This window comes from Leucobacter sp. Psy1 (assembly GCF_020096995.1).
In the GTDB taxonomy this organism is placed as follows: Bacteria; Actinomycetota; Actinomycetes; order Actinomycetales; family Microbacteriaceae; genus Leucobacter.
In genome coordinates this window covers 323,643-342,104 of the sequence record NZ_CP083692.1, presented here as the reverse complement: position 1 = coordinate 342,104, position 18,462 = coordinate 323,643, and the positions used below count along the sequence as shown (strand labels likewise).

Sequence of the window (18,462 nt, the reverse complement as noted above, 5' to 3'; positions counted from 1 at the left end):
GCCTACGCGACCACCTTCAACCCGAGCGTCTCGGTCGGCACGTCCTTCGTCTCCTTCGCCGTGAGCGCGGACAGGGTGACGACGATGCAGATGATGCCGGTGAAGATCGAGATCGGCACCCAGCCGCCCTCCTGTGCACCGCCGAACGCAGCAACGATGGAGGGTGCGAAGCCCGCCATGAGGAAGCCCAGCTGGGTGCCGATGGCCATTCCGGAGAATCGGACCCGTGCCGAGAACATCTCGCCGTAGAACGAAGGCCACACGGCGTTGGCGGCGGCGTAACCGCACGAGAACGTCAGCACGGCGAGCACGAACACGAGGAAGGTGTTGTCGCCCGTCATCGACAGCATGTAGAAGGGCATGAAGACCGCGGAGGAGATCGCTCCGTAAATGAAGACCGGCTTGCGTCCGATCCGGTCGGCGAGCATGGCGAAGAGCGGCTGTGTGCCGAGCGCCACGATGTTCGCCACGACGACGAGCCAGAGGGTGATGCTCTCGGCAAGCCCGACCGCCACACCGTACGCGATCGCCAGGTTGCCGAAGACCGTCGAGACGGCGGCGATGAACGCGCAGAGCACCACGCGCAGCACGTCACGCCAGTGGTCGCGCATCAGCGGGATCAGCGGGATCTTTGCGATCTCGCCCGACGCCTTCGCATCCTCGAACGTGGGTGTCTCGTGCAGCGTGCGGCGAATGTAGAACGTGACGATGACGACCACGGCGCTCAGCCAGAACGGAATGCGCCAGGCCCACTCGTACTTGAACGGATTGTCGTCGTCGAGCAGCGTCACCGGGAGGAAGGCGAACGCCGCCAGGATCTGTCCGCCCTGCGTGCCGGTCAGCGTCCACGAGGTGAAGAACGAGCGCCGGTTGTCCGGCGCGTGCTCGAGCGAGAGCGACGACGCGCCGGCCTGCTCGCCAGCCGCGGACAGCCCCTGCATCAGGCGGCAGAGCACGAGCAGCCCAGGGGCCAACCAGCCGATCTGCTCGAACGTGGGCAGGCAGCCGATGAGGAACGTCGCAATGCCCATGAGCACCAACGTGAACATGAGGACTCGCTGCCGGCCGATGCGGTCGCCGTAGTGGCCGAGGATCACGGCGCCGATCGGGCGGGCGATGTACGCGAAGCCGAAGGTCGCCAGCGACATGACGAGCGCCGCATCGTCGCCGCTCGGAAAGAAGATGTGCGGGAAGATGAGGGCAGCGGCTGTGCCGAAGATGAAGAAGTCGTAGTACTCGACGGCGCTGCCCATGAAACTGGCGAGCGCGGCTCTCACCGGTGTCTTGCGTGGTTCCAGGGAATCCGCGGTTCGGGTGTCGGTCATGATCGCTCCTTCGTGGGGTGCTGGGCCTCTTCGTCGTCGATGAGGCGCTGGAATTGCTGGTGCATGCGTTCGAGGTTCGGCTCGAGTCCGGTCACGAGACGAAACGTGTCCGCAGCCTGTCCGACGGCCATGCGACCGCCGTGCAGCGTGCGGCATCCGCGCTCGCGCGCCGCCGTGAGCAGGGCGGTGTCGAGGGGACGGTAGACGATGTCGGCGACCCACTGGGTCGGGAGCAGCAGCTCGGGGTCGAACGGTAGACCGGGGTGCTGGTGCATGCCGATGGGTGTGCACTGCACGACACCGTCGGCGCGTGCGAGCACGTCGGGCAGGTCGCCGGGGCCGCTCCCCCGCACCTGTGCACCGTGCCTCGCGGCGAGCTCCGCCGCCAGAGCGGTGGCACGTGCGGTATCGACGTCGATGATCGTGAGTTCCCCCGCGCCCAAGCGGAGAAGCGCATCCGCGACGGCGGATCCGGCACCACCCGCGCCCACCTGAACGACGCGCTCCACCGGTGCGCCCGGTAACCCCTCCCGCATGGCGCGCTCGAACCCTGTCGTGTCGGTGTTGTACCCGACGCGGCCCTCAGCGGTGAAGCGCACCGTGTTGACGGCACCGACCGACGCAGCGATCGGATCGAGCCGGTCGAGCAGCGGGATCACCGCGATCTTGCACGGGTGGGTGATGTTGAGCGCATCGAATCCGAGACGCTCGGCCCAGTCGAGCATTTCGGGGAGCGCCTCGACGGTCAGCCCGAGTGCGTCGAGTGCGAGCGGCCGGTAGACGAGCGTCAGGCCGTGCGCGCGAGCCTCGGCCATCTGCATCGGCGGCGTGAGCGACGGCAGGACCCCATCACCGATGAGTCCCATCGCATACGCATGCCCCATTGTCATCGTGCTCCCGTCGTTGCGAGTCTTCCGTGCGTCATCGCACCCGTATCTCACCGGTAATGTACTCACCGGTACGTACATCATGCAATCGCTCGGCGAGGATGTCAAACACCACTTCCGAAACGGCGACGGGACCCATGAGCGCCCGGGCCTCGCTTGCACCGGCTCGGTCAACCCGAGATGATTGCCGTGTGGGAGAGAACGGCGGGAAACGGCGGGACGCTGCGCGTACCCGGGCCGAACTCCTGACCGAGGCGACCGCCGCATTCGCCGCCAACGGGTACTCGGGCACCGGCGTCGACGAGATCGCGGAGCGCAGCAGCACCACGAAGCGCATGATCTACTACTACTTCGGCAGCAAGGAACAGCTCTACCTCGCCGTGATCGAGAACGCCTATCGCGGCATCCGAGAGGCCGAGCAGGGCCTGCAGGTGGACGGCCTCGCCCCCGTCGAAGCGCTGCGCCGACTCGCCGAGCTCACGTATGACCATCATCTCGCCCATGAGGACTTCATCCGCCTCGTGGCGATCGAGAACATCCATCGCGGAAAGTTCATCAGTCAGATCGAATCGCTCCGCGAGCTCAACGCTCCGGCCCTCGACCTGCTCGATCAGCTGCTCGAACGCGGGCGCGAGGATGGGGACTTCCGCACCGACGTGGATGCGCTCGATGTCCACCTGCTCATCAGCTCCTACTGCGTCTTCCAGGTCGGCAACCAGTACACCTTCGGTCACCTCTTCGGCACCGACCTGCATGCCCCCGAGCGTCGCGCGCACCTGCGGTCGATGATCGGCGATGTGGTGGTCGCGTGGCTCACTCGCGGCGCGCGGAGAGCTGCGGACTGAGCTTCGGCTCCCGCTGATTCAGAGCAGACGCAGATCCGCCTCGATCGCAGCGGCGGTCTCGAGCGCTCTGGGAAGGTGGTGATCGCGCAGCCTCTCGAGCGAATCCCGGGTGGCACTCGTCGAAACGTTCAGCGACGCGGCGACACCTCCGTCTCGACCGCGCACGGGGACCGCGAGCGACCTCAGGCCGAGCTCAAGCTCGCCGTCGACGATGGCCCAGCCCTGCTCGCGGACTCGAGTGAGCTCGTCGATGACGGCGTCGACGTCGGTGATCGTGCGCTCGGTAAGCGCTTCCGGCGGGTGCTCCGCGAGCAACTCGCGGACTCTCGCGTCGGGCAGTTCTGCGAGCAGTACGCGCCCCATACTCGTGGTGGCCGCGGGGAATCGTGTGCCGATGGTGATGCCGATGGACATGATGCGCCGGGTGGGCACGCGGGCGACGTACACGATCTCGGTCCCGGCGAGCACCGCTGCGGAGACCGACTCGTCGACCTCGCGCGACAGTCCTTCCAGGTGGGGTTGCATCGTCTCGGGCAGGGAGAGCGCCGACAGGTAGCTGAAACCGAGCTCGAGCACGCGCGGCGTCAGCGCGAAGCGGCGGTCGTCAGACCGGACGTATCCGAGGGTCTCCAGGGTTCGCAGGAACCGGCGCGCCGCGGCCGGTGAGATCTCGGCTCGACGGGAGACCTCGCTCAGCGTGAGCTCGGCGTGCTCGGCGTTGAATGCGCGAATCACCGCGAGCCCGCGCGCGAGCGACTGGACGAAGTCGGTGTCGCGGGAATCTTCAGTCATCTGCCCTCCTCCGCCAGCATACGGGTCAGCAGAGCGATCATGAGGTCCTTCCCCCGCGGTTCACTCATGGCGACCATGAGCGTGCCCGCCGCGGGGCAGAGGCAATATGCATATCGTGCATACTGCTCTCACGGGCGTTGTCCGCATCCGGACGCATCTACCGCTCGAGCACCACCGCGAGGCCCTGCCCCACTCCGATGCAGATCGCTGCAACGGCGACTCCGCTCCCGCGGCGCTTGAGTTCCTGCGCCGCGTGGCCGATGATGCGGCCTCCCGAAGCGCCCAGCGGGTGCCCGATCGCGATCGCGCCGCCGTGGATGTTGAGCTTCTCGGGGTCGAGTTCCGGCCAACCGGCGAGGCAGGCGAGCGACTGGGACGCGAACGCCTCGTTGAGCTCGACGAAGTCGACGTCCGCCCAGGTCTTCCCGGCTCGCGCCAACGCTTTGTTGGCCGCCTCGATGGGGGCGATCGGGAACTGGTCCGGGTCTACGCCGTGCGCCGCGCGTCCGATGACCCGCGCCAACGGCTCGGCGTCGATGACCCCCTCTCCGCCGAGCAGTACGGCGGAGGCGCCGTCGTTGATCGACGATGCGTTGCCAGCGGTCACGGTGCCGTCCGCGGCGAAGAGCGCCTTGAGCCCGGCGAGCTTCTCGACGGAGGTGTTGTCGCGGATCCCCTCGTCGCGAGCCAGTTCGGCTCCCGGCACCTGCACGATCTCGGCGTCGTAGTGACCGGCGGTCCAGGCTTCTGCGGCGAGGCGGTGCGAGCGCACTGCGAACTCGTCCTGCGCCTCACGGCCGATCCCCCACTCCTGCGCGATCTTCTCGGCGGATTCGCCATTCGAGATCGTCCAGTGCGTCGGCAGCGCCCGGTTGGTCATTCGCCACCCGATCGAGGTGTTCCACATCGTCTGGTTGCCGACCGCCGGCCACGGCTTCGCCGACTTCTCGACGACGAAGGGAGCGCGGCTCATCGACTCGACACCTCCGGCGAGGATCACGTCTGCGTCGCCGGACTCGATCGCCCGTGACCCCTGGATCACCGCCTCCACCGACGAGGCGCACAGGCGGTTCACCGTCGTGCCCGTGACCGTGGTCGGGAAGCCGGCGAGCAGCGCACCGAATCGCGCGACGTTGCGGTTATCCTCGCCTGCCTGGTTCGCGTCGCCGAAGATGACGTCTTCGATGCGCGCGGGGTCCAGCCCCGTGCGCTCCACCGTAGCGCGCATCACCGTTGCAGCGAGATCGTCTGGGCGCACCCCGGAGAGGGCGCCACCGCCGCGCCCGAAGGGCGTGCGGACTGCGTCGTAGATGAATGTTCCCGTCATGTGCCTACTTCCCTGCCTCGGCGCCTGCATTGCGCGCGTCACTGAGCGACAGCCCGGTGATCTGTTCGAGCTCCGCGATCGTATTGTCGCCGAAGAGCTCGCGAACCGCGAACCCTTCAGGAGTGATGTCGAAGACCGCGTGATCCGTGTACGCGCGCGAGACGCACCCCACACCGGTGAGCGGATAGCTGCACGCTGCGACGAGCTTCGACTCGCCCTGCTTCGTGAGGAGGTCCGTCATGACGTAGACGTCTTTCGCTCCGATGGCGAGGTCCATCGCGCCGCCGACGGCGGGGATCGCTCCGGGAGCACCGGTCGACCAGTTCGCCAGGTCACCCGTCTCGGAAACCTGGAATGCGCCCAGCACGCAGACGTCGAGGTGGCCGCCCCGCATCATGCCGAACGAGTCGGCGTGATGGAAGTAGGCGGCACCCGGCTGAGCGGTGACCGCCTGCTTGCCCGCGTTGATCAGGTCGGGATCGACTCGCCCGGCTTCGGGCGCGCCGCCCATGCCGAGCATGCCGTTTTCGGTGTGGAGGATGATCTCCTCGTCCTCGGGCAAGTAGTTCGCGACGAGCGTCGGCGCTCCGATGCCGAGGTTCACGAACGCTCCCTCCGGAATGTCCGCGGCGATCCGCTGCGCCAGCTCCTGGCGGGTGATGCGAGTGGTCATGCTGCTGCCTCCTCGTTCTCGCTGAGGGGATTGCCCTCCAGGTCGACACCGCCGACGAACTCCCCGTCACGCAACCAGCGACGCTCGCCGACCGCGACGACACGGTTGACGAAGATGCCGGGAGTGACGATCGATTCAGGATCGAGGTCGCCGAGTTCGACGAATTCGTCGACCTGCGCGACCGTGGTCGCCGCGGCGGTCGCCATAACCGGGCCGAAGTTACGTGCAGTCTCGCGGAAGACGAGGTTGCCCCAGCGGTCCGCCTTGCGTGCGCTGATGAGCGCGTAATCCGCCTGAATCGGGTACTCGAGCACGTAGTGCCGTCCGTCGATCTCGCGGACTTCCTTGCCCTCGGCGAGGGCGGTGCCGTACCCGGTCGGCGTGAAGAAGGCGCCCACCCCGGCACCGGCGGCGCGGATGCGCTCGGCGAGATTGCCCTGCGGGACGAGTTCGAGCTCGATCGCACCCTCGCGATAGAGCTCGTCGAAGACCCAGGAGTCGCTCTGCCTGGGGAACGAGCAGATGATCTTGCGCACGCGACGCTTCGCCAGGAGCGCCGCAAGGCCGACGTCGCCGTTGCCCGCGTTGTTGTTGACGATCGTCAGGTCTGCCGCCCCCTGTTCGATCAGGGCGTCGATGAGTTCGACGGGCTGGCCTGCGCGGCCGAACCCGCCGATCATGACGGTGGCTCCGTCGGGGATCCCCGCCACCGCATCAGCGATGGACGGGACTGTCTTGTCGATCATCCGCACCTCCAGGTCACGTGGTCACGAGTTTTCGCTTTGCGAATATGACTTCGTTGATCGAAAACTACAGTACACGGACCCCCTCTCCAGCACCACCCCCTGCCCCGGTGGGCGCCGCATCGAACACCGAGACCCTGCCCCGGTCGCCGTCCACCTCGACCCAGTCGTCCGTCCGGATGAGAGCGACGGGGTCGCCGTCCAACTCGATCACCGTCGGACATCGCGTCACCACCGCCCCGAGCACGGCCTTTGTCGTCACGGTGGTGAACAGCATCGCCGCGGGCGGCGAGCCGAGCAGCCGCGAGGACTGGAAGAACCCCGACCACCCCGACGACCCTTTCGCACCTGGAAAGACGAGGATCCTGCCCGCGAAAGAGATGCCCTCGAGCTCATGCTGCTTCTCGATCACGGTTCCAGTCGAGGGATCGATACCGCCCCATCCTGAGATCGTCTGCGTCGTCACCAGCGCTCGCGCCTCCGCGCGCCCGGGAACGATCCCGCGCCCCGTGAGCACGAGCCTCGGTGCCGCCCGACTCGCCGAATCGTGCGCGAGCTCGTTGCGCTCCGTCGTCCGACTCATCTCAGTTCTCCTCTCCACCGACCCGATATCGCCGCTTCCACGCACTCGCGCGTCGTCCCGAACCACGCCTCGATACCGAGAATGGCGGGCAGGTAGTGGGCCTGCTTCGCACTGTCGGTCGCGAAGACGCGTGTACCCTCGGGGGCCACCCGCGACATCGCCGGACACGAGTCGGTGAGCACTTTGCCCCCTGCACGCTGAATCGCGGCGACGTACCCGTTGCGCTCGGCAACGCTGCGCAGCGCTCGCGGCGTCATGACCCAGAGCTCCGTGCCGGGATTCAGCGTCTTCCCGTCGAGCAGGTCAGCGATCTCGCGCATTTGGTTGAGCGAGGCGTGCGGGCACCCGAGCAGAATGAAGTCGACGTCCTCACTCGACCCGTTCGAGTTCAACCGCTCGTACGCGCTGCGCCGCTCCGCATCCGTGTACGGCACCGAATCGGGCACGTCACGTCCGCCGAATGCCGCCTCCAACGTCGACGCTTCGGGCGTCACGCCCGGCAGGTGAAAGATCTCGACGCCGCCGCTCGTGGCCATCGCCGCACCGAGGTGCTTGAGCTTCTCTGAGTCGACGTCGGCGAGGTCGCCGGTGAGCACGGGTCGCTCCTCTTGCACCAGGCCCCCGGAGAAGTACCCGAGCAGCCCCCAGTCCTGAAAGCTCCGCACGGGATACCGCACATCGATGTGATGCGTTCCGTAGCGATTCTCTGCGAGATGGTTGCCCCAGTAGGGGATGCGGCCGGTCAACGACGCCGCACCGGTCGAGGTCGTCCCCTCGCAGTTGCTGCGCGCGCCGAGCACGGAGTTCGCGTAGACCACCGCCGAGGATTCCATCCACGCGATGTGCTCGCCGAAGACCGGCAGGTTGCCCACCTGATACGGCGTACAGGTGGCGAGAATGTTGATCCCGCGGTCCGTCGCGAACGCCTCGGCGCCCTCCTGCAGCTCCACGAGGTGCGGGTTGTAGGGGGTGATCTGCAGCGCGTCCGCACTGAACCCCTGCTGCAACTGACACGTCGGCACCCGCATGGGCGGGATCTCGACGTCCCGGTCGCAGTCGAGGCTCGTGACCGCGAACGCCTTCGCCCATCCGCCCTCGCGCAGCAGCTGGGTCTTCGCCGGTGTCGGCTGCGTCGTCGTACCCGCGACGTTCTTGACCGCGCAGAGGCGCTCGGCGCCGAGCCCCTCGCCATAGCGGATCAGGAGATCCATGGCGGCCGCCACAGCGTCGCCCCCGTCGCCGTCGCGCATGGCGCGTTCCTCAGTGCTCAGCCGCATGATCATCCTTCCCCGTCGGAGATGTTGCGACGGATCCTGGCGCGGAGATCGCCGAAGTCGAGCGTGGAGACGGACTCTCCGAGCGTGAGGTCGAAGGCGTGGGCCGCCGCCTCACCCATCGCGGCACAGGGCCCCATGACGCGCACGCTCGACAGGGCGGCGGCGTCACCGTCCACGCACCGCCCCGCCACCAGCAGGTTCTCGGACCCCACCGGCGTAATCGAGCGGAGCGGCACCGAGTGCACGTGGTCGGAGTCGAAGACGTCCCACGTGTACCCCTCAGGGTGTCCGTGGAGCTCGATCGGCCAGGCGGTCTGCGCGATGGTGTCATCGAACTTGGTGCCGTTCCGCACCTCATCGAGCGTCAACTGGTGCTGGGACTCGATCCACCTGGTCTGACGGCGACCCGGGAGTCCATAGAGCCTCACCTTCGCCTCGCCGAACGCATCGGGGAACTGATCCTTCAAGAACGCGACCACGCGATCCGCCTGCTCCTTGCCCCGAATCTGAGCGGTGGACGCGTCCACGGGATCGAGCGGTGACTCGATGTGGGTCATATTCATGACGGCGGTATCGCGGCCGGGGAAGAAGAACGCCAACCCGTCTCGCCTGATCAGGCCGAACTCGTCGCCCCGCTCACGAACGCGCGAGACCAGGTCGGCAGGCTCGGGCGCGGCTTCGGGCACCAGGTTCTCGAGCCGCACCTGTTGCGATCCCCAGATCGTACGCTCGGGTACGCGGCAGGGCAGACCGGCCTCCCAGACGAGCGCCGCGTCACCCGTAGCATCGATGAACGCGTCGGCCCGCACCCCCACGACGCCGTACCGCGTCGAGAATTGCACCGAACGGATATGCCCGCCGTCGTTGTCGACCGAGAGGATCGATGCGCCGGTGAGCGGCAGCACACCGGTGCGATCTACCTCCTTCTCGAACCACCGCCCCACGGCGATCTCGTCGTAGTTGACGGTGATCGTGTGGCGGTAGTTGAACGAGATGTCGTCGGTCTCGGCGAGGGCCTCGAACATGCGCGGGAAGATCCCGTACGTCAGCTGACGGTACTCGGGGCCGTTGCCGTACACCCCGCAGAACAGACCGATGAGCGAGTTCGCGCACTGACCCCCCAGGGTGGGCATCGCGTCGACCAGCACCACCCGCCTGCCGAGCTCCGCGGCCGTCAGGGCCGCCGACATGCCGGCGATGCCGGCCCCGACCACGCAGACGTCCGCGGACAGCGTCTCGGTCTCGCGCGGATCCTTGACCCGGGTGTCGAGGCGGACGCGTCGTGGATCGTCCCGCTCCCGCTCCGGTGTGGTGGTGGCGGTCGTCGTCGTACTCATGCGCTCTCCTTCGCAGTCGGAGCGGAATTCGGAACATTCGAGACGAGCACCGCGCCGCGCTCCAGCGGGCTCACGGCACTGGCGTACTGGTCGAGCCAGTTCGACACCGTCTCCTCACGGGGCGCCGGCGGTCGCTCGGCGCGACGAGCGAGCTCGTCGGTGTCGACGAGCAGGTCGATGCTCGACGCCTCCACATCGATCGCGATCGTGTCCCCGTTCTCGACGAGGCTGAGCGGGGAGGGCCAGACGCCCTCGGGCTTCACCTCGCCCGCCACGATCCCCTTGTTGACGAGACCGGAGAGCTGACCGTCGGTCACCACGGCGACCTCCTGGGTCAGGCCGGATCCGTTGAGGGCGAAGACGACGTTCGACGCCATCCCCATGCCAGGGCACCCGCGAGGTCCGAGACCACGGAGCACGAGCACCGTTCCCACGACGACCCGACCGTCATTGATCGCCGCGATGGCGTCCTGCGCGTCGGCGAAGACCTGCGCCTCACCCCGGAAGCTCGTCTGACGCGATTCGGCGGCGGACAGCTTCACCACCGCACCGTGCGGCGCCAGAGATCCCGACACGATGTTGATGAGGGAGTGCCGGGCGACCGGCGCGTCGACGGCGTGGATGACCGACGCGTCGCCGGGTTCCGTCGCCGGCCAACCGTCGTCGAGCCGTCCGCCCATCACCGTGGTCGCGCCGGCGTCGATGACCCCGGACAGGCGCTGCAGCACGGCGCGCGCACCTCCGGCTGCGTCGAACTGCTCGATCGTCGTCTGCCCGTTGGGACGCACCGCGACGAGCGGATCGATGCGCTGCGACCAGCGGTGGAACGCCTCGGTCACATCGATCGCCACACCGCCCTCCGCGGCGATCGCCTGCAGGTGCTTGATCGCGTTGATCGATCCTCCGATCGCGAGCGTCAGCGCCACGGCGTTCTCGATCGCCGACTCGGTCATCACCGAGCGCGGGGTGATCCCCCGCTGCACGGCATCGACGATCGCTGCGCAGGCGCGGTCCACGTCCGACCACATGCGATCGGAGTTGGCCGCGACCGGTGCCGCACCCGGAACCGTCATACCGAGGGCTTCGGCCACGCAGTGCATGGTGTTCGCCGTGCCCATGCCGCTGCACACGCCCGGCCCCTGAATCGCCGCGTCGCTGATCGCGCACACGCGTTCGAATGTCGAGCGACCGCTCGGGATGTGCCCGGCCTGGATGAACACCTCCTCGATGTCCACCGGCTCGGCCGGGTCGACGGTGCCGCTGCGCTGATACCCGCAGGGCACCACGACGGTCGGCACATCGAGCCGCATAGCGGCCATGAGATGGGCCGGCGTGGTCTTGTCGCACGAGGACAGGCAGATCATGCCATCGAGTTGCGCACCCTCGACGGGCGCCTCGATATCGTTCACCAGCAGGTCGCGCGACGAAAGAACGTATCCGCCACGCTTGCCGGCCGCCATTAAGAAGTCGGTCGGCGCCACCGTACGGATCTCCAGTCCGACAGCCCCCAACTCGGCGAGCCGGTCGCACACCGCTGCAGCGATGTCGTCGAGGTGCGTGAAGCACGGCGCGAGCTTCGACGACGAGTTCACCACTGCGATCTTCGGTTTCTCGAGATCCTCCTCGCCGATCCCCAGCGCCCGCCACTGCGTGCGTCGAGTGAACCACCGGGGCGACCCATGGGCGTAATTGCTGCGCAGCGTTGTCATGCGGCGACCCTCCGTCCGTACACCGACTCGTGCCAGGGAATGAACACGCGCTTCATCGAGGTCACCAGGAAGTACATGATCAACCCGATCGCGGCGAGCAGGATGATCACGGCGAACAGCGCCGGCGCGTTGAGTTCGTTCAGCGTCCGCACGACGAGATAGCCGAGACCCTCGCTTCCGGCGAGGTACTCGCCGACGATCGTGCCGATGACGGCGAGCACGATGGCCGTCTCCATGCCGGCGAACATGTGAGGCATCATCGACTTCACCTCGAGGTGCGTGAACGTCTTCCATCTGCCGGCATTCACCGACCGCATGACATCCCGGTGCCCCGGGTCCACCGACCGGATGCCGAGCAGCACGTTGAGCATGACGGGGAAGAAGGCGAGGAGCGCGGCGATGATCACCTTCGTGGTCATGCCGAACCCGAACCAGATGACGAAGAGCGGGATGAGCGCCACTTTCGGGACCACCTCGAGGGCGATGATCAGCGGTCGCACGCTCGCCTCGATAAGCGGTGCCTTCCCGAGGATGACCCCGACCACGAGGCCCGCCAAGACGCCGAAGGTGAACCCGAGCACGATCTCGGTGATGGTGGTCTGAATATGCGACCAGGTCACGGGCGTCTGCAGCACGACGATCAGTTCTTGGAACACGACCGATGGTGCTGGCAGCACCAGCGGAGAGATCTCGAACGTGCGCACGGCGACCTCCCAGATCACAGTGACGACGATAAGCAGTGCCGGCGTGGTGATCCAGGGCAGTATGGAGGGAACTTTACGCATCATCATCCTCCACGTGCAGGAGCTGGCGGAGGCCTCCGACCGCGCTCGTGAATTCGGGCGCGCGCTGCACCTCGGCGCCACGCGGGCGCGGGAAGGGGATCTCGCTGATGTCGCTGATCCGCCCGGGACGCGGAGTCAGCAGCACGACACGATCCCCGAGGAAGACGGATTCCTCGATGTCGTGCGTCACGAACACGACAGTCGCCCTGGTCGACTGCGCGATGCGCTGGATCTCAAGATTCATCTTCTCCCGCGTGAGCGCGTCGAGCGCCCCGAACGGTTCATCCATGAGCAGGATCTCGGGGTTGTCGCTCAGTGCGCGCGCGATCGCGGCGCGCTGACGCATACCCCCCGAGAGTTCGCGCGGGTAGCTCTTCAAGAAGTCGCCGAGCCCGACGAGGTCGGCGAGCTCTCGCGCGCGCCGCAACCGCTCCTTCTTGGGCGTGCCCCGCAGTTTCAGCGGAAGCGCGATGTTGTCCTCGATGCTGTACCAGGGGAAGAGATTCGCATCCTGGAACACGACGCCGAGTCGCCGGACGACGGACGCATCGACCGCGCTGCCTTTCCACAGGGGCCGCCCACCGATGAGAATGTTGCCTGCGGTCGGCGACACCAGGCCCGCCATGGTGCGCAAGAGCGTCGTCTTGCCGCACCCCGAGCGGCCGACGAGGGAGACGAACTCCTCCTTGCGGATGTCGAGATTAATGTCGGACAGGGCGACGACCTTGGTGCGATCGGTCTGATACTCCTTCGAGACACCGGCGACGGAGATCTCGACGGCTCCCTGGACCGGATCCTGCCCATCGTCTGCGGTCTCGGCCGCGGTCAGCGATGACGCGATCACGACGCCTCTCCGCTCAGGAAGTCGTTGGTGACCCACTCCGTCGGATCCAAGTCCTCCGCGCCGACCGGCAGCATGCCGCCGTCGATGAGCTCCTGATACCCGGCGGCCCAAATTTCGGTGTTCGACTGCAGCACCGGAACGGTCCCGTTCGCCGTCCACAGCTCCCTCGCCTGCGAGAGGGCCTCCTTCGCAACCTCCTCGTCGTCCAGCGAACCGAACGAGTACTCGCTGCGCATCGTGTCGAGCACACCGTCCAGGGACTCGTCCGAGATCATCTCCTCGACGGCCTCCTGAATCGCGGCGAGGTAGCTGCGAATGTCGTCGCCGTGCTCGTCGAGACCCTCCTGCGTCGCCGTGTACACCTGCAGGTCGGACTTGACCTGCGTACCCGCGTCGAACGCCTCGGCCTCTCCGGCGAACTGCTTCATCGTCATCACGGCCTGGTCGATCGACACCATGTAGCCGGCGATGTCACCGCGGCGCACCAGCTCGAAGGTGGCGGGCCCGAGGCCCACGACCTGTCGCTTGACCTCAGAGGGATCGATGCCCGCGCGCTGCAGCATGAGCGACAACGACTTGTCCGAGGTGCCGCCCTCCGAGGGCACACCCACCGTCTTGCCGACGAAGTCCTCGGGGTTCTCGAGCGGAGTGTCCTGCGCATAGAGCACGCGGATCGACGAGGCGTGCACGATGGTGCCGACATTCATGAGGGGCTGGCCGTCTGCGGCAGCGGTCATCACGTCGATCGCTCCCACTCGCGTCAGCGGGGCGACACCCGAGATGAGCGTTTGCAGCGCTTGCGGCGACCCCTTTGTCGTCTGGAACTCGACGTCGAGTCCGTGCTTCTCGAAGTAGCCTCCGGCGTGCGCGAGCAGTTCGGGAGCCACGGAGAGCGTTTCCATGGGCAGGTAGCTGAGGTACGTGAACGGCCTCACGCTCGCGCCGCTGGAAGCGGCCCCACCGGCGCACCCGGTCAGAAATCCGAGCGCGGCGAGACCACCGAACCCCGCGGCACCGGCAAGAAGTGACCGGCGAGACAGTCCCGCGCCAGAAGGGGGAGCATGCATGATTTTCCTTTCGTCATTGAATGAGGAATCTCTCCGAGGATCGCAAGCTGCTCGCGCGTCACCTACCGACGTTTCACTGAATGAGAAACATCGACTAGTGGTGCGTATCCGTCGGCCAAGCTCGAGAGATGGCGCGGGCGGTCATCTGTACCGCGTGCGCCATCGATTGTTCTTTCAGATTGCCGGACGGGGTGTTCACCGAGAGCGCCGCGATGACGTTCTTCCGTCCGTCGACGATGGGGGCCGCCACCGAGAACGCGTCGGCGCGAATCTGCCGGTCGCTGACGGCGAAGCCGTGGTCGCGGATGTCGGCGAGCGAACGCCGCAGAATCGCGGGATCGGTGACGGTGAAGTCGGTGGGCGACTCGAGGGCGCGCGACAGGTACTCGTTCTGAATGCCAGCAGACGCATGGGCAAGAAGGATCAGCCCGACGGACGTCACGTGGAGCGGATACCGCGACCCCACCTCGGGTCGCGTCCACTCTTCTCCCACGGGAGCCATGCGCTCGATGAAGACGCACTCGCTCCCGTTGCGCACCGCCAAGTGAACCGGGTGCTGCGTGACAGTGCTGAGGTCGCGCATAAACGGCAGCGCGATCTTCTTGATCTCGGACGCGCCGGCCGCTCGCGAGCTGATTTCCCAGAGCGACAACCCGATCTCGTATCTGCCATCCGCGCCGCGCTCGAGGAAGCCTTCCTGGCAGAGGAGATCGACGAGTCGGTGGCAGGTTGAGAGCGGGATCCCCGTGTCCTCGCTGATCGCCCTGATGTGCCGCTGCGGGGCGTCCGAGGTGAATGCGTTCAGGATCGCAGCGACCCGCGCCACCACGCTCTTGCCATCAGAGTTACGCATGCGGATTCCCCTTCGAAACACCAGCGCGACCGAGCGACCAGCTGCTCAGCAGCCTATCGAGTGCGGCGGGAGGCACTCGCGGGCGGGGCGGGGCGAGCGCGGGCCCACGCCCCACCCCGAACGCTCACCCGATCGACCGCCCCACCCATTCGGGCGCGCGGGCCCCGGAGACCGCAGCGATCCGATCCGCCACGTCTTCCGGGAACGGGGCGGTGGCAGCCGGCTCGCCCGACACGTGGAGGCACATGAGCTCCTCTGTGGCGACAACCTCTCCGGCGACGCGCATCTCGTGGGCGAGGTGCAGCTTCTTCGCTCCGGCGGACACGATCGTCGAGACGACCTCGACCTCCGTGCCGAGGGCGACCTCACGCACATACCTGATGTGCGCCTCGACCGTGTAGAGCGAGGAACCGGTGCGCGAACGGGCTTCGGCGTCGAGGCCGATGCCGTCCATCACCTGATCGGTGGCATACCCGAAGATGAGCACGTAGAACGCCTCGGAGAGGTGCCCGTTGTAGTCGATCCACTCGTCGACGATCCCGGTGCGGTACGGGGGGAGCCCGGTCACGGTGCGTTCCTGCCCAGACCGTCCACGACCTTGCGGATCGCGATGATCGCCTGGTCCCGCTCGGCGACGAGATCGGCGACGGTGCGCCCGTCGGCCTCGTCGTCGCAGCCCGCGACGACCGAGTTCCGCAGCTCGGGGGTCAGCTCAGGGGCCTCGAGCCGCGTCCACGGGGATTTCAACGACGGCCCGAAGTGATCGAGCATGTGCGCCATGCCCCCCGGGCCTCCGGCGAGATGGAAGGTGAGCATGGGCCCCTGCGCCGGCCAGCGGAGGCCGGGCCCATCGACGATGGAGCGGTCGATCTGCTCGACCGTCGCCTCGCCGTTGGCGATCATGTGCAGCGCCTCCCGCCACAGCGCCTCCTGCAGCCGGTTCGCGATGAACCCCGGAACTTCGCGGTCCATCGTGATGACCGACTTGCCGATGTGCTCGTACCAACGCGAGGCCCACTCCACGGCCTCCGGCGCGGTACGCTCCCCGCCCACGACCTCGACGAGCGGGATCAGGTACGGCGGGTTGAACGGATGGCCGACGACGAGCCGCTCGGGTCGCACCGTCTCCAGTGCCATCTCGGTCATCGAGTACCCAGAGGTCGATGAGGCGATGATCGCCTCGGGCGGCGCAGCCGCGTCGATCTCCGCGAGCAGCCGTCGTTTCATCTCGAGCACCTCTGGGGCGTTCTCCTGCACGAACTGCACGCCAGCCAGGGCCTCACCGAGATCGCTGTGGACGCTGATGTTCTCGGGATCGGCTCCCTCAGCGAGGCCGAGCTGCGTCAGCGCGGGCCACGCGGCGGCGATCAGTGCTCGCACCCGTTCCTCGGCGTCCGGGGCAGGATCCCACGCCTGGACACGGTAGCCCCGTGCCAGGAAGTAGGCGGCCCAGCCGCCCCCGATCGTGCCGATGCCGACGCAGGCGACGGTGCGGATGTCCTCCATGCGGGGAGGCGGGGTGGTGAGCACCGCCTCATTCGCGGTCTCCGTCATCGGTTGCTCCCTCCGCGCTCGATCTGCAGAATCTCCCGAGCCTCATCCGGAGTCGCGACGGCTTCGCCGAGGTCGCCGATGATGCCCGCCGCGCGCTCCACGAGCTGCGCGTTCGTCGCCTTGACGCCCTTGCTGAGGTAGAGGTTGTCCTCCAATCCGACGCGGACGTGCCCGCCGAGGAGCACCGACTGGGCGACCCACTTCATCTGATTCCGTCCGAGCGCGAAAGACGTGAACTCGGCTCCCTCAGGCAGCATGTTCACCATCGCGTGCAGCAGCCCCGTGTCGGCCGGCGCTCCGTACGGGATCCCCATGCAGAGCTGGTACAGCGGCGGCGGCGCGAAGAGCCCCTCCTCCACCATCACGTTCGCGAACCAGAGCTGGCCCGTGTCGAAGATCTCCATCTCGGGCTTCACGCCGAGCTCCCGGATGCGCGCCGCGCCCTCACGCAGCATGTCCGGGGTGCTCACGTAGAGCTGGCTGCCTTCGCCGAAGTTCAACGAGCCGCAGTCGATGGTGCACATCTCCGGCCGCAGCTCCTCGACGTGCGACAGACGCTCCAGTCCGCTCACGAGATCGGTACCCGGCAGGTGGGTAGTGGGGTTCGAGGGATCGACGAACAGGTCCCCACCCATCCCCGCAGTCAGGTTGATGACGGGGTCGACGTCGCTCTCGCCCACGATGCGCACGACCTCGCGATAGAGGGCGTCGTCGCGGGACCCCTGCCCCGTCTCGACGTCGCGTACGTGGATGTGGACGACCGAGGCGCCGGCGCGGGCCGCGGCGATCGCGTCTGCGGCGATCTGCTCGGGCGTGACCGGTACGTGCTCGCTCTTCCCCGTCGTGTCTCCGGCTCCCGTGAGGGCGCAGGTCAGGATTACTGGACGACTCATGGTTTCTTCCCCTTTCCGATGCGGGTGGTCGATCGGGCCGAGGAAGGGTTCCTCAGTCCGGTGGCGCGTGGGCGACGATCGTGCGGTCGATGCACCGATGCACCTGATCCCGCATCTCGTCGGCGCTGATCAGGCCGACCAGCACTTTGACTCCGAGTCCATCGATGAGCGCGGTGAGGATCATCGTGACGTCGTCGAGCGACGGGAAGGCGAACGCTCCAGCGGAGCGCCCCTCCTCGAGCACGTCTCGCACGGTCCGATACCAGCGCCCGTAGGCCTGTGCGTGGTCTTCCTCCGACAGGGCTCCGACGACCACCGCACTCCAGCTCTGCAGCCAGATCGACCACTCGGTCGTCAGCTCGGCTCCGGTCGGCAGCTGCAGCTCGACGAGGTGCTTCAGACGCTCCGCGTGGCCCTCGCCAGGCTCGAGCGAGGCGACCTGTCGGTCGAAGGCCCGCTTCACGGAGTACCTGAGGCACTCGGCGAAGAGTTCCCGCTTGCTGGCGAAGTGGTAGTGCACGGCCGAACTGCTCACTCCGCACCGCGCCGCGATCTCCGCGATGCTCGTGCCGCGGAGGCCGCGTTCCCCGAACAGGTGCCAGGCCGCATCGAGGATCTCGAGGCGCTTCTGCACGCGATCCGGCGTGTCCGCGATCCGCCCGGGGAGAATCGCCGGATCCGGTGCTGCGGACGGGCCGTCGGCGGAGTCCGACCCCGTCATCAACCAGTTGACCGTGACGCCGGCCACGGTCGCGATACCGATCAGCTCGTCCGGTGTGAATCGCCGCGTGCCCCGCAGCGACTTCGAGAGCTTCGTCTCCTCCATGCCGACCCGCCGCGCCACCTCGCGCTGGGGGATTCCGGAATCGGAGATGCCGTCGCGCACCCGGAGCCGCAACTCCCGGGAGGTCTCGGACTCCTGCCGCTCTCGTGCCACAGTCTGCATCGTAGTCAGCGTCAGCTGGGGC

At 67.3% G+C, this 18,462-nt stretch carries 19 protein-coding genes; 1 reads left to right on the top strand and 18 read right to left on the bottom strand.

The annotated features are described in order from the left end of the window. Positions 1 to 2: 2 nt before the first annotated feature. On the bottom strand, positions 3 to 1,325 hold the full coding sequence (locus tag K8P10_RS01615; RefSeq protein WP_224780070.1) for an MFS transporter: 1,323 nt from the start codon (positions 1,323 to 1,325) through the stop codon (positions 3 to 5). After that, complete coding sequence (locus tag K8P10_RS01610) at positions 1,322 to 2,215, bottom strand: shikimate dehydrogenase (protein WP_224780069.1); 894 nt, start codon at positions 2,213 to 2,215, stop codon at positions 1,322 to 1,324. The genes K8P10_RS01615 and K8P10_RS01610 overlap by 4 nt, the downstream gene beginning before the upstream one ends. 188 nt (positions 2,216 to 2,403) lie before the next feature. On the opposite strand from K8P10_RS01610, the gene K8P10_RS01605 reads away from it, so the two are divergent. Then, entirely contained in the window at positions 2,404 to 3,057 is a 654-nt protein-coding gene (locus K8P10_RS01605; RefSeq protein ID WP_224780068.1) for a TetR/AcrR family transcriptional regulator, read from the top strand. Positions 3,058 to 3,075: 18 nt separating this feature from the next. On the opposite strand, the gene K8P10_RS01600 is transcribed toward K8P10_RS01605, so the two are convergent. From K8P10_RS01600 to K8P10_RS01525, 16 genes are all read right to left on the bottom strand, one after another. Continuing rightward, positions 3,076 to 3,849: an IclR family transcriptional regulator C-terminal domain-containing protein gene (locus tag K8P10_RS01600; RefSeq protein ID WP_224780067.1), complete on the bottom strand. Its 774-nt coding sequence runs from the start codon at positions 3,847 to 3,849 to the stop codon at positions 3,076 to 3,078. Between the two features lie 157 nt (positions 3,850 to 4,006). After that, positions 4,007 to 5,176 carry a thiolase family protein gene (locus tag K8P10_RS01595; RefSeq protein ID WP_224780066.1) on the bottom strand — a complete coding sequence of 390 codons (1,170 nt, stop codon included), beginning with the start codon at positions 5,174 to 5,176 and terminating at the stop codon, positions 4,007 to 4,009. A gap of 4 nt (positions 5,177 to 5,180) precedes the next feature. Then, positions 5,181 to 5,849 (bottom strand): 3-oxoacid CoA-transferase subunit B, encoded by a 669-nt coding sequence (locus tag K8P10_RS01590; RefSeq protein WP_224780065.1) that lies wholly within the window; start codon positions 5,847 to 5,849, stop codon positions 5,181 to 5,183. Beyond that, complete coding sequence (locus K8P10_RS01585) at positions 5,846 to 6,595, bottom strand: 3-oxoacid CoA-transferase subunit A (RefSeq protein ID WP_224780064.1); 750 nt, start codon at positions 6,593 to 6,595, stop codon at positions 5,846 to 5,848. The genes K8P10_RS01590 and K8P10_RS01585 overlap by 4 nt, the downstream gene beginning before the upstream one ends. A 64-nt stretch (positions 6,596 to 6,659) precedes the next feature. Continuing rightward, positions 6,660 to 7,175, bottom strand: a complete 516-nt coding sequence (locus K8P10_RS01580) for an aconitase X swivel domain-containing protein (RefSeq protein WP_224780063.1) — start codon at positions 7,173 to 7,175, stop codon at positions 6,660 to 6,662. Continuing rightward, positions 7,172 to 8,452, bottom strand: a complete 1,281-nt coding sequence (locus tag K8P10_RS01575; protein ID WP_224780062.1) for an aconitase X catalytic domain-containing protein — start codon at positions 8,450 to 8,452, stop codon at positions 7,172 to 7,174. The genes K8P10_RS01580 and K8P10_RS01575 overlap by 4 nt, the downstream gene beginning before the upstream one ends. A 2-nt stretch (positions 8,453 to 8,454) precedes the next feature. Next, complete coding sequence (locus K8P10_RS01570; protein ID WP_224780061.1) at positions 8,455 to 9,789, bottom strand: FAD-dependent oxidoreductase; 1,335 nt, start codon at positions 9,787 to 9,789, stop codon at positions 8,455 to 8,457. Next, the gene (locus K8P10_RS01565) at positions 9,786 to 11,498 is read right to left on the bottom strand and encodes a dihydroxy-acid dehydratase (protein WP_224780060.1); all 1,713 of its coding nucleotides are present in this window, start codon (positions 11,496 to 11,498) and stop codon (positions 9,786 to 9,788) included. The genes K8P10_RS01570 and K8P10_RS01565 overlap by 4 nt, the downstream gene beginning before the upstream one ends. After that, positions 11,495 to 12,283, bottom strand: a complete 789-nt coding sequence (locus tag K8P10_RS01560) for an ABC transporter permease (protein WP_224780059.1) — start codon at positions 12,281 to 12,283, stop codon at positions 11,495 to 11,497. The genes K8P10_RS01565 and K8P10_RS01560 overlap by 4 nt, the downstream gene beginning before the upstream one ends. Then, a complete protein-coding gene (locus tag K8P10_RS01555; RefSeq protein ID WP_224780058.1) occupies positions 12,276 to 13,127 on the bottom strand; it encodes an ABC transporter ATP-binding protein in 852 nt (283 codons plus the stop codon). Before K8P10_RS01555 ends, K8P10_RS01560 begins: the two co-directional genes overlap by 8 nt. Continuing rightward, positions 13,124 to 14,194: an ABC transporter substrate-binding protein gene (locus tag K8P10_RS01550; RefSeq protein ID WP_224780057.1), complete on the bottom strand. Its 1,071-nt coding sequence runs from the start codon at positions 14,192 to 14,194 to the stop codon at positions 13,124 to 13,126. The genes K8P10_RS01555 and K8P10_RS01550 overlap by 4 nt, the downstream gene beginning before the upstream one ends. Positions 14,195 to 14,288: 94 nt before the next feature. Continuing rightward, a complete protein-coding gene (locus K8P10_RS01545) occupies positions 14,289 to 15,047 on the bottom strand; it encodes an IclR family transcriptional regulator (RefSeq protein ID WP_224780056.1) in 759 nt (252 codons plus the stop codon). A 124-nt stretch (positions 15,048 to 15,171) separates the two neighbouring features. Then, positions 15,172 to 15,615: a thioesterase family protein gene (locus tag K8P10_RS01540; protein WP_224780055.1), complete on the bottom strand. Its 444-nt coding sequence runs from the start codon at positions 15,613 to 15,615 to the stop codon at positions 15,172 to 15,174. Continuing rightward, positions 15,612 to 16,601 carry a 3-hydroxyacyl-CoA dehydrogenase NAD-binding domain-containing protein gene (locus K8P10_RS01535; protein ID WP_224780054.1) on the bottom strand — a complete coding sequence of 330 codons (990 nt, stop codon included), beginning with the start codon at positions 16,599 to 16,601 and terminating at the stop codon, positions 15,612 to 15,614. Before K8P10_RS01535 ends, K8P10_RS01540 begins: the two co-directional genes overlap by 4 nt. After that, on the bottom strand, positions 16,598 to 17,494 hold the full coding sequence (locus tag K8P10_RS01530) for a 3-keto-5-aminohexanoate cleavage protein (protein ID WP_224780053.1): 897 nt from the start codon (positions 17,492 to 17,494) through the stop codon (positions 16,598 to 16,600). Before K8P10_RS01530 ends, K8P10_RS01535 begins: the two co-directional genes overlap by 4 nt. Before the next feature lie 52 nt (positions 17,495 to 17,546). Further along, positions 17,547 to 18,431 (bottom strand): TetR family transcriptional regulator C-terminal domain-containing protein, encoded by an 885-nt coding sequence (locus K8P10_RS01525; protein ID WP_224780052.1) that lies wholly within the window; start codon positions 18,429 to 18,431, stop codon positions 17,547 to 17,549. Between the last annotated feature and the right edge of the window lie 31 nt (positions 18,432 to 18,462).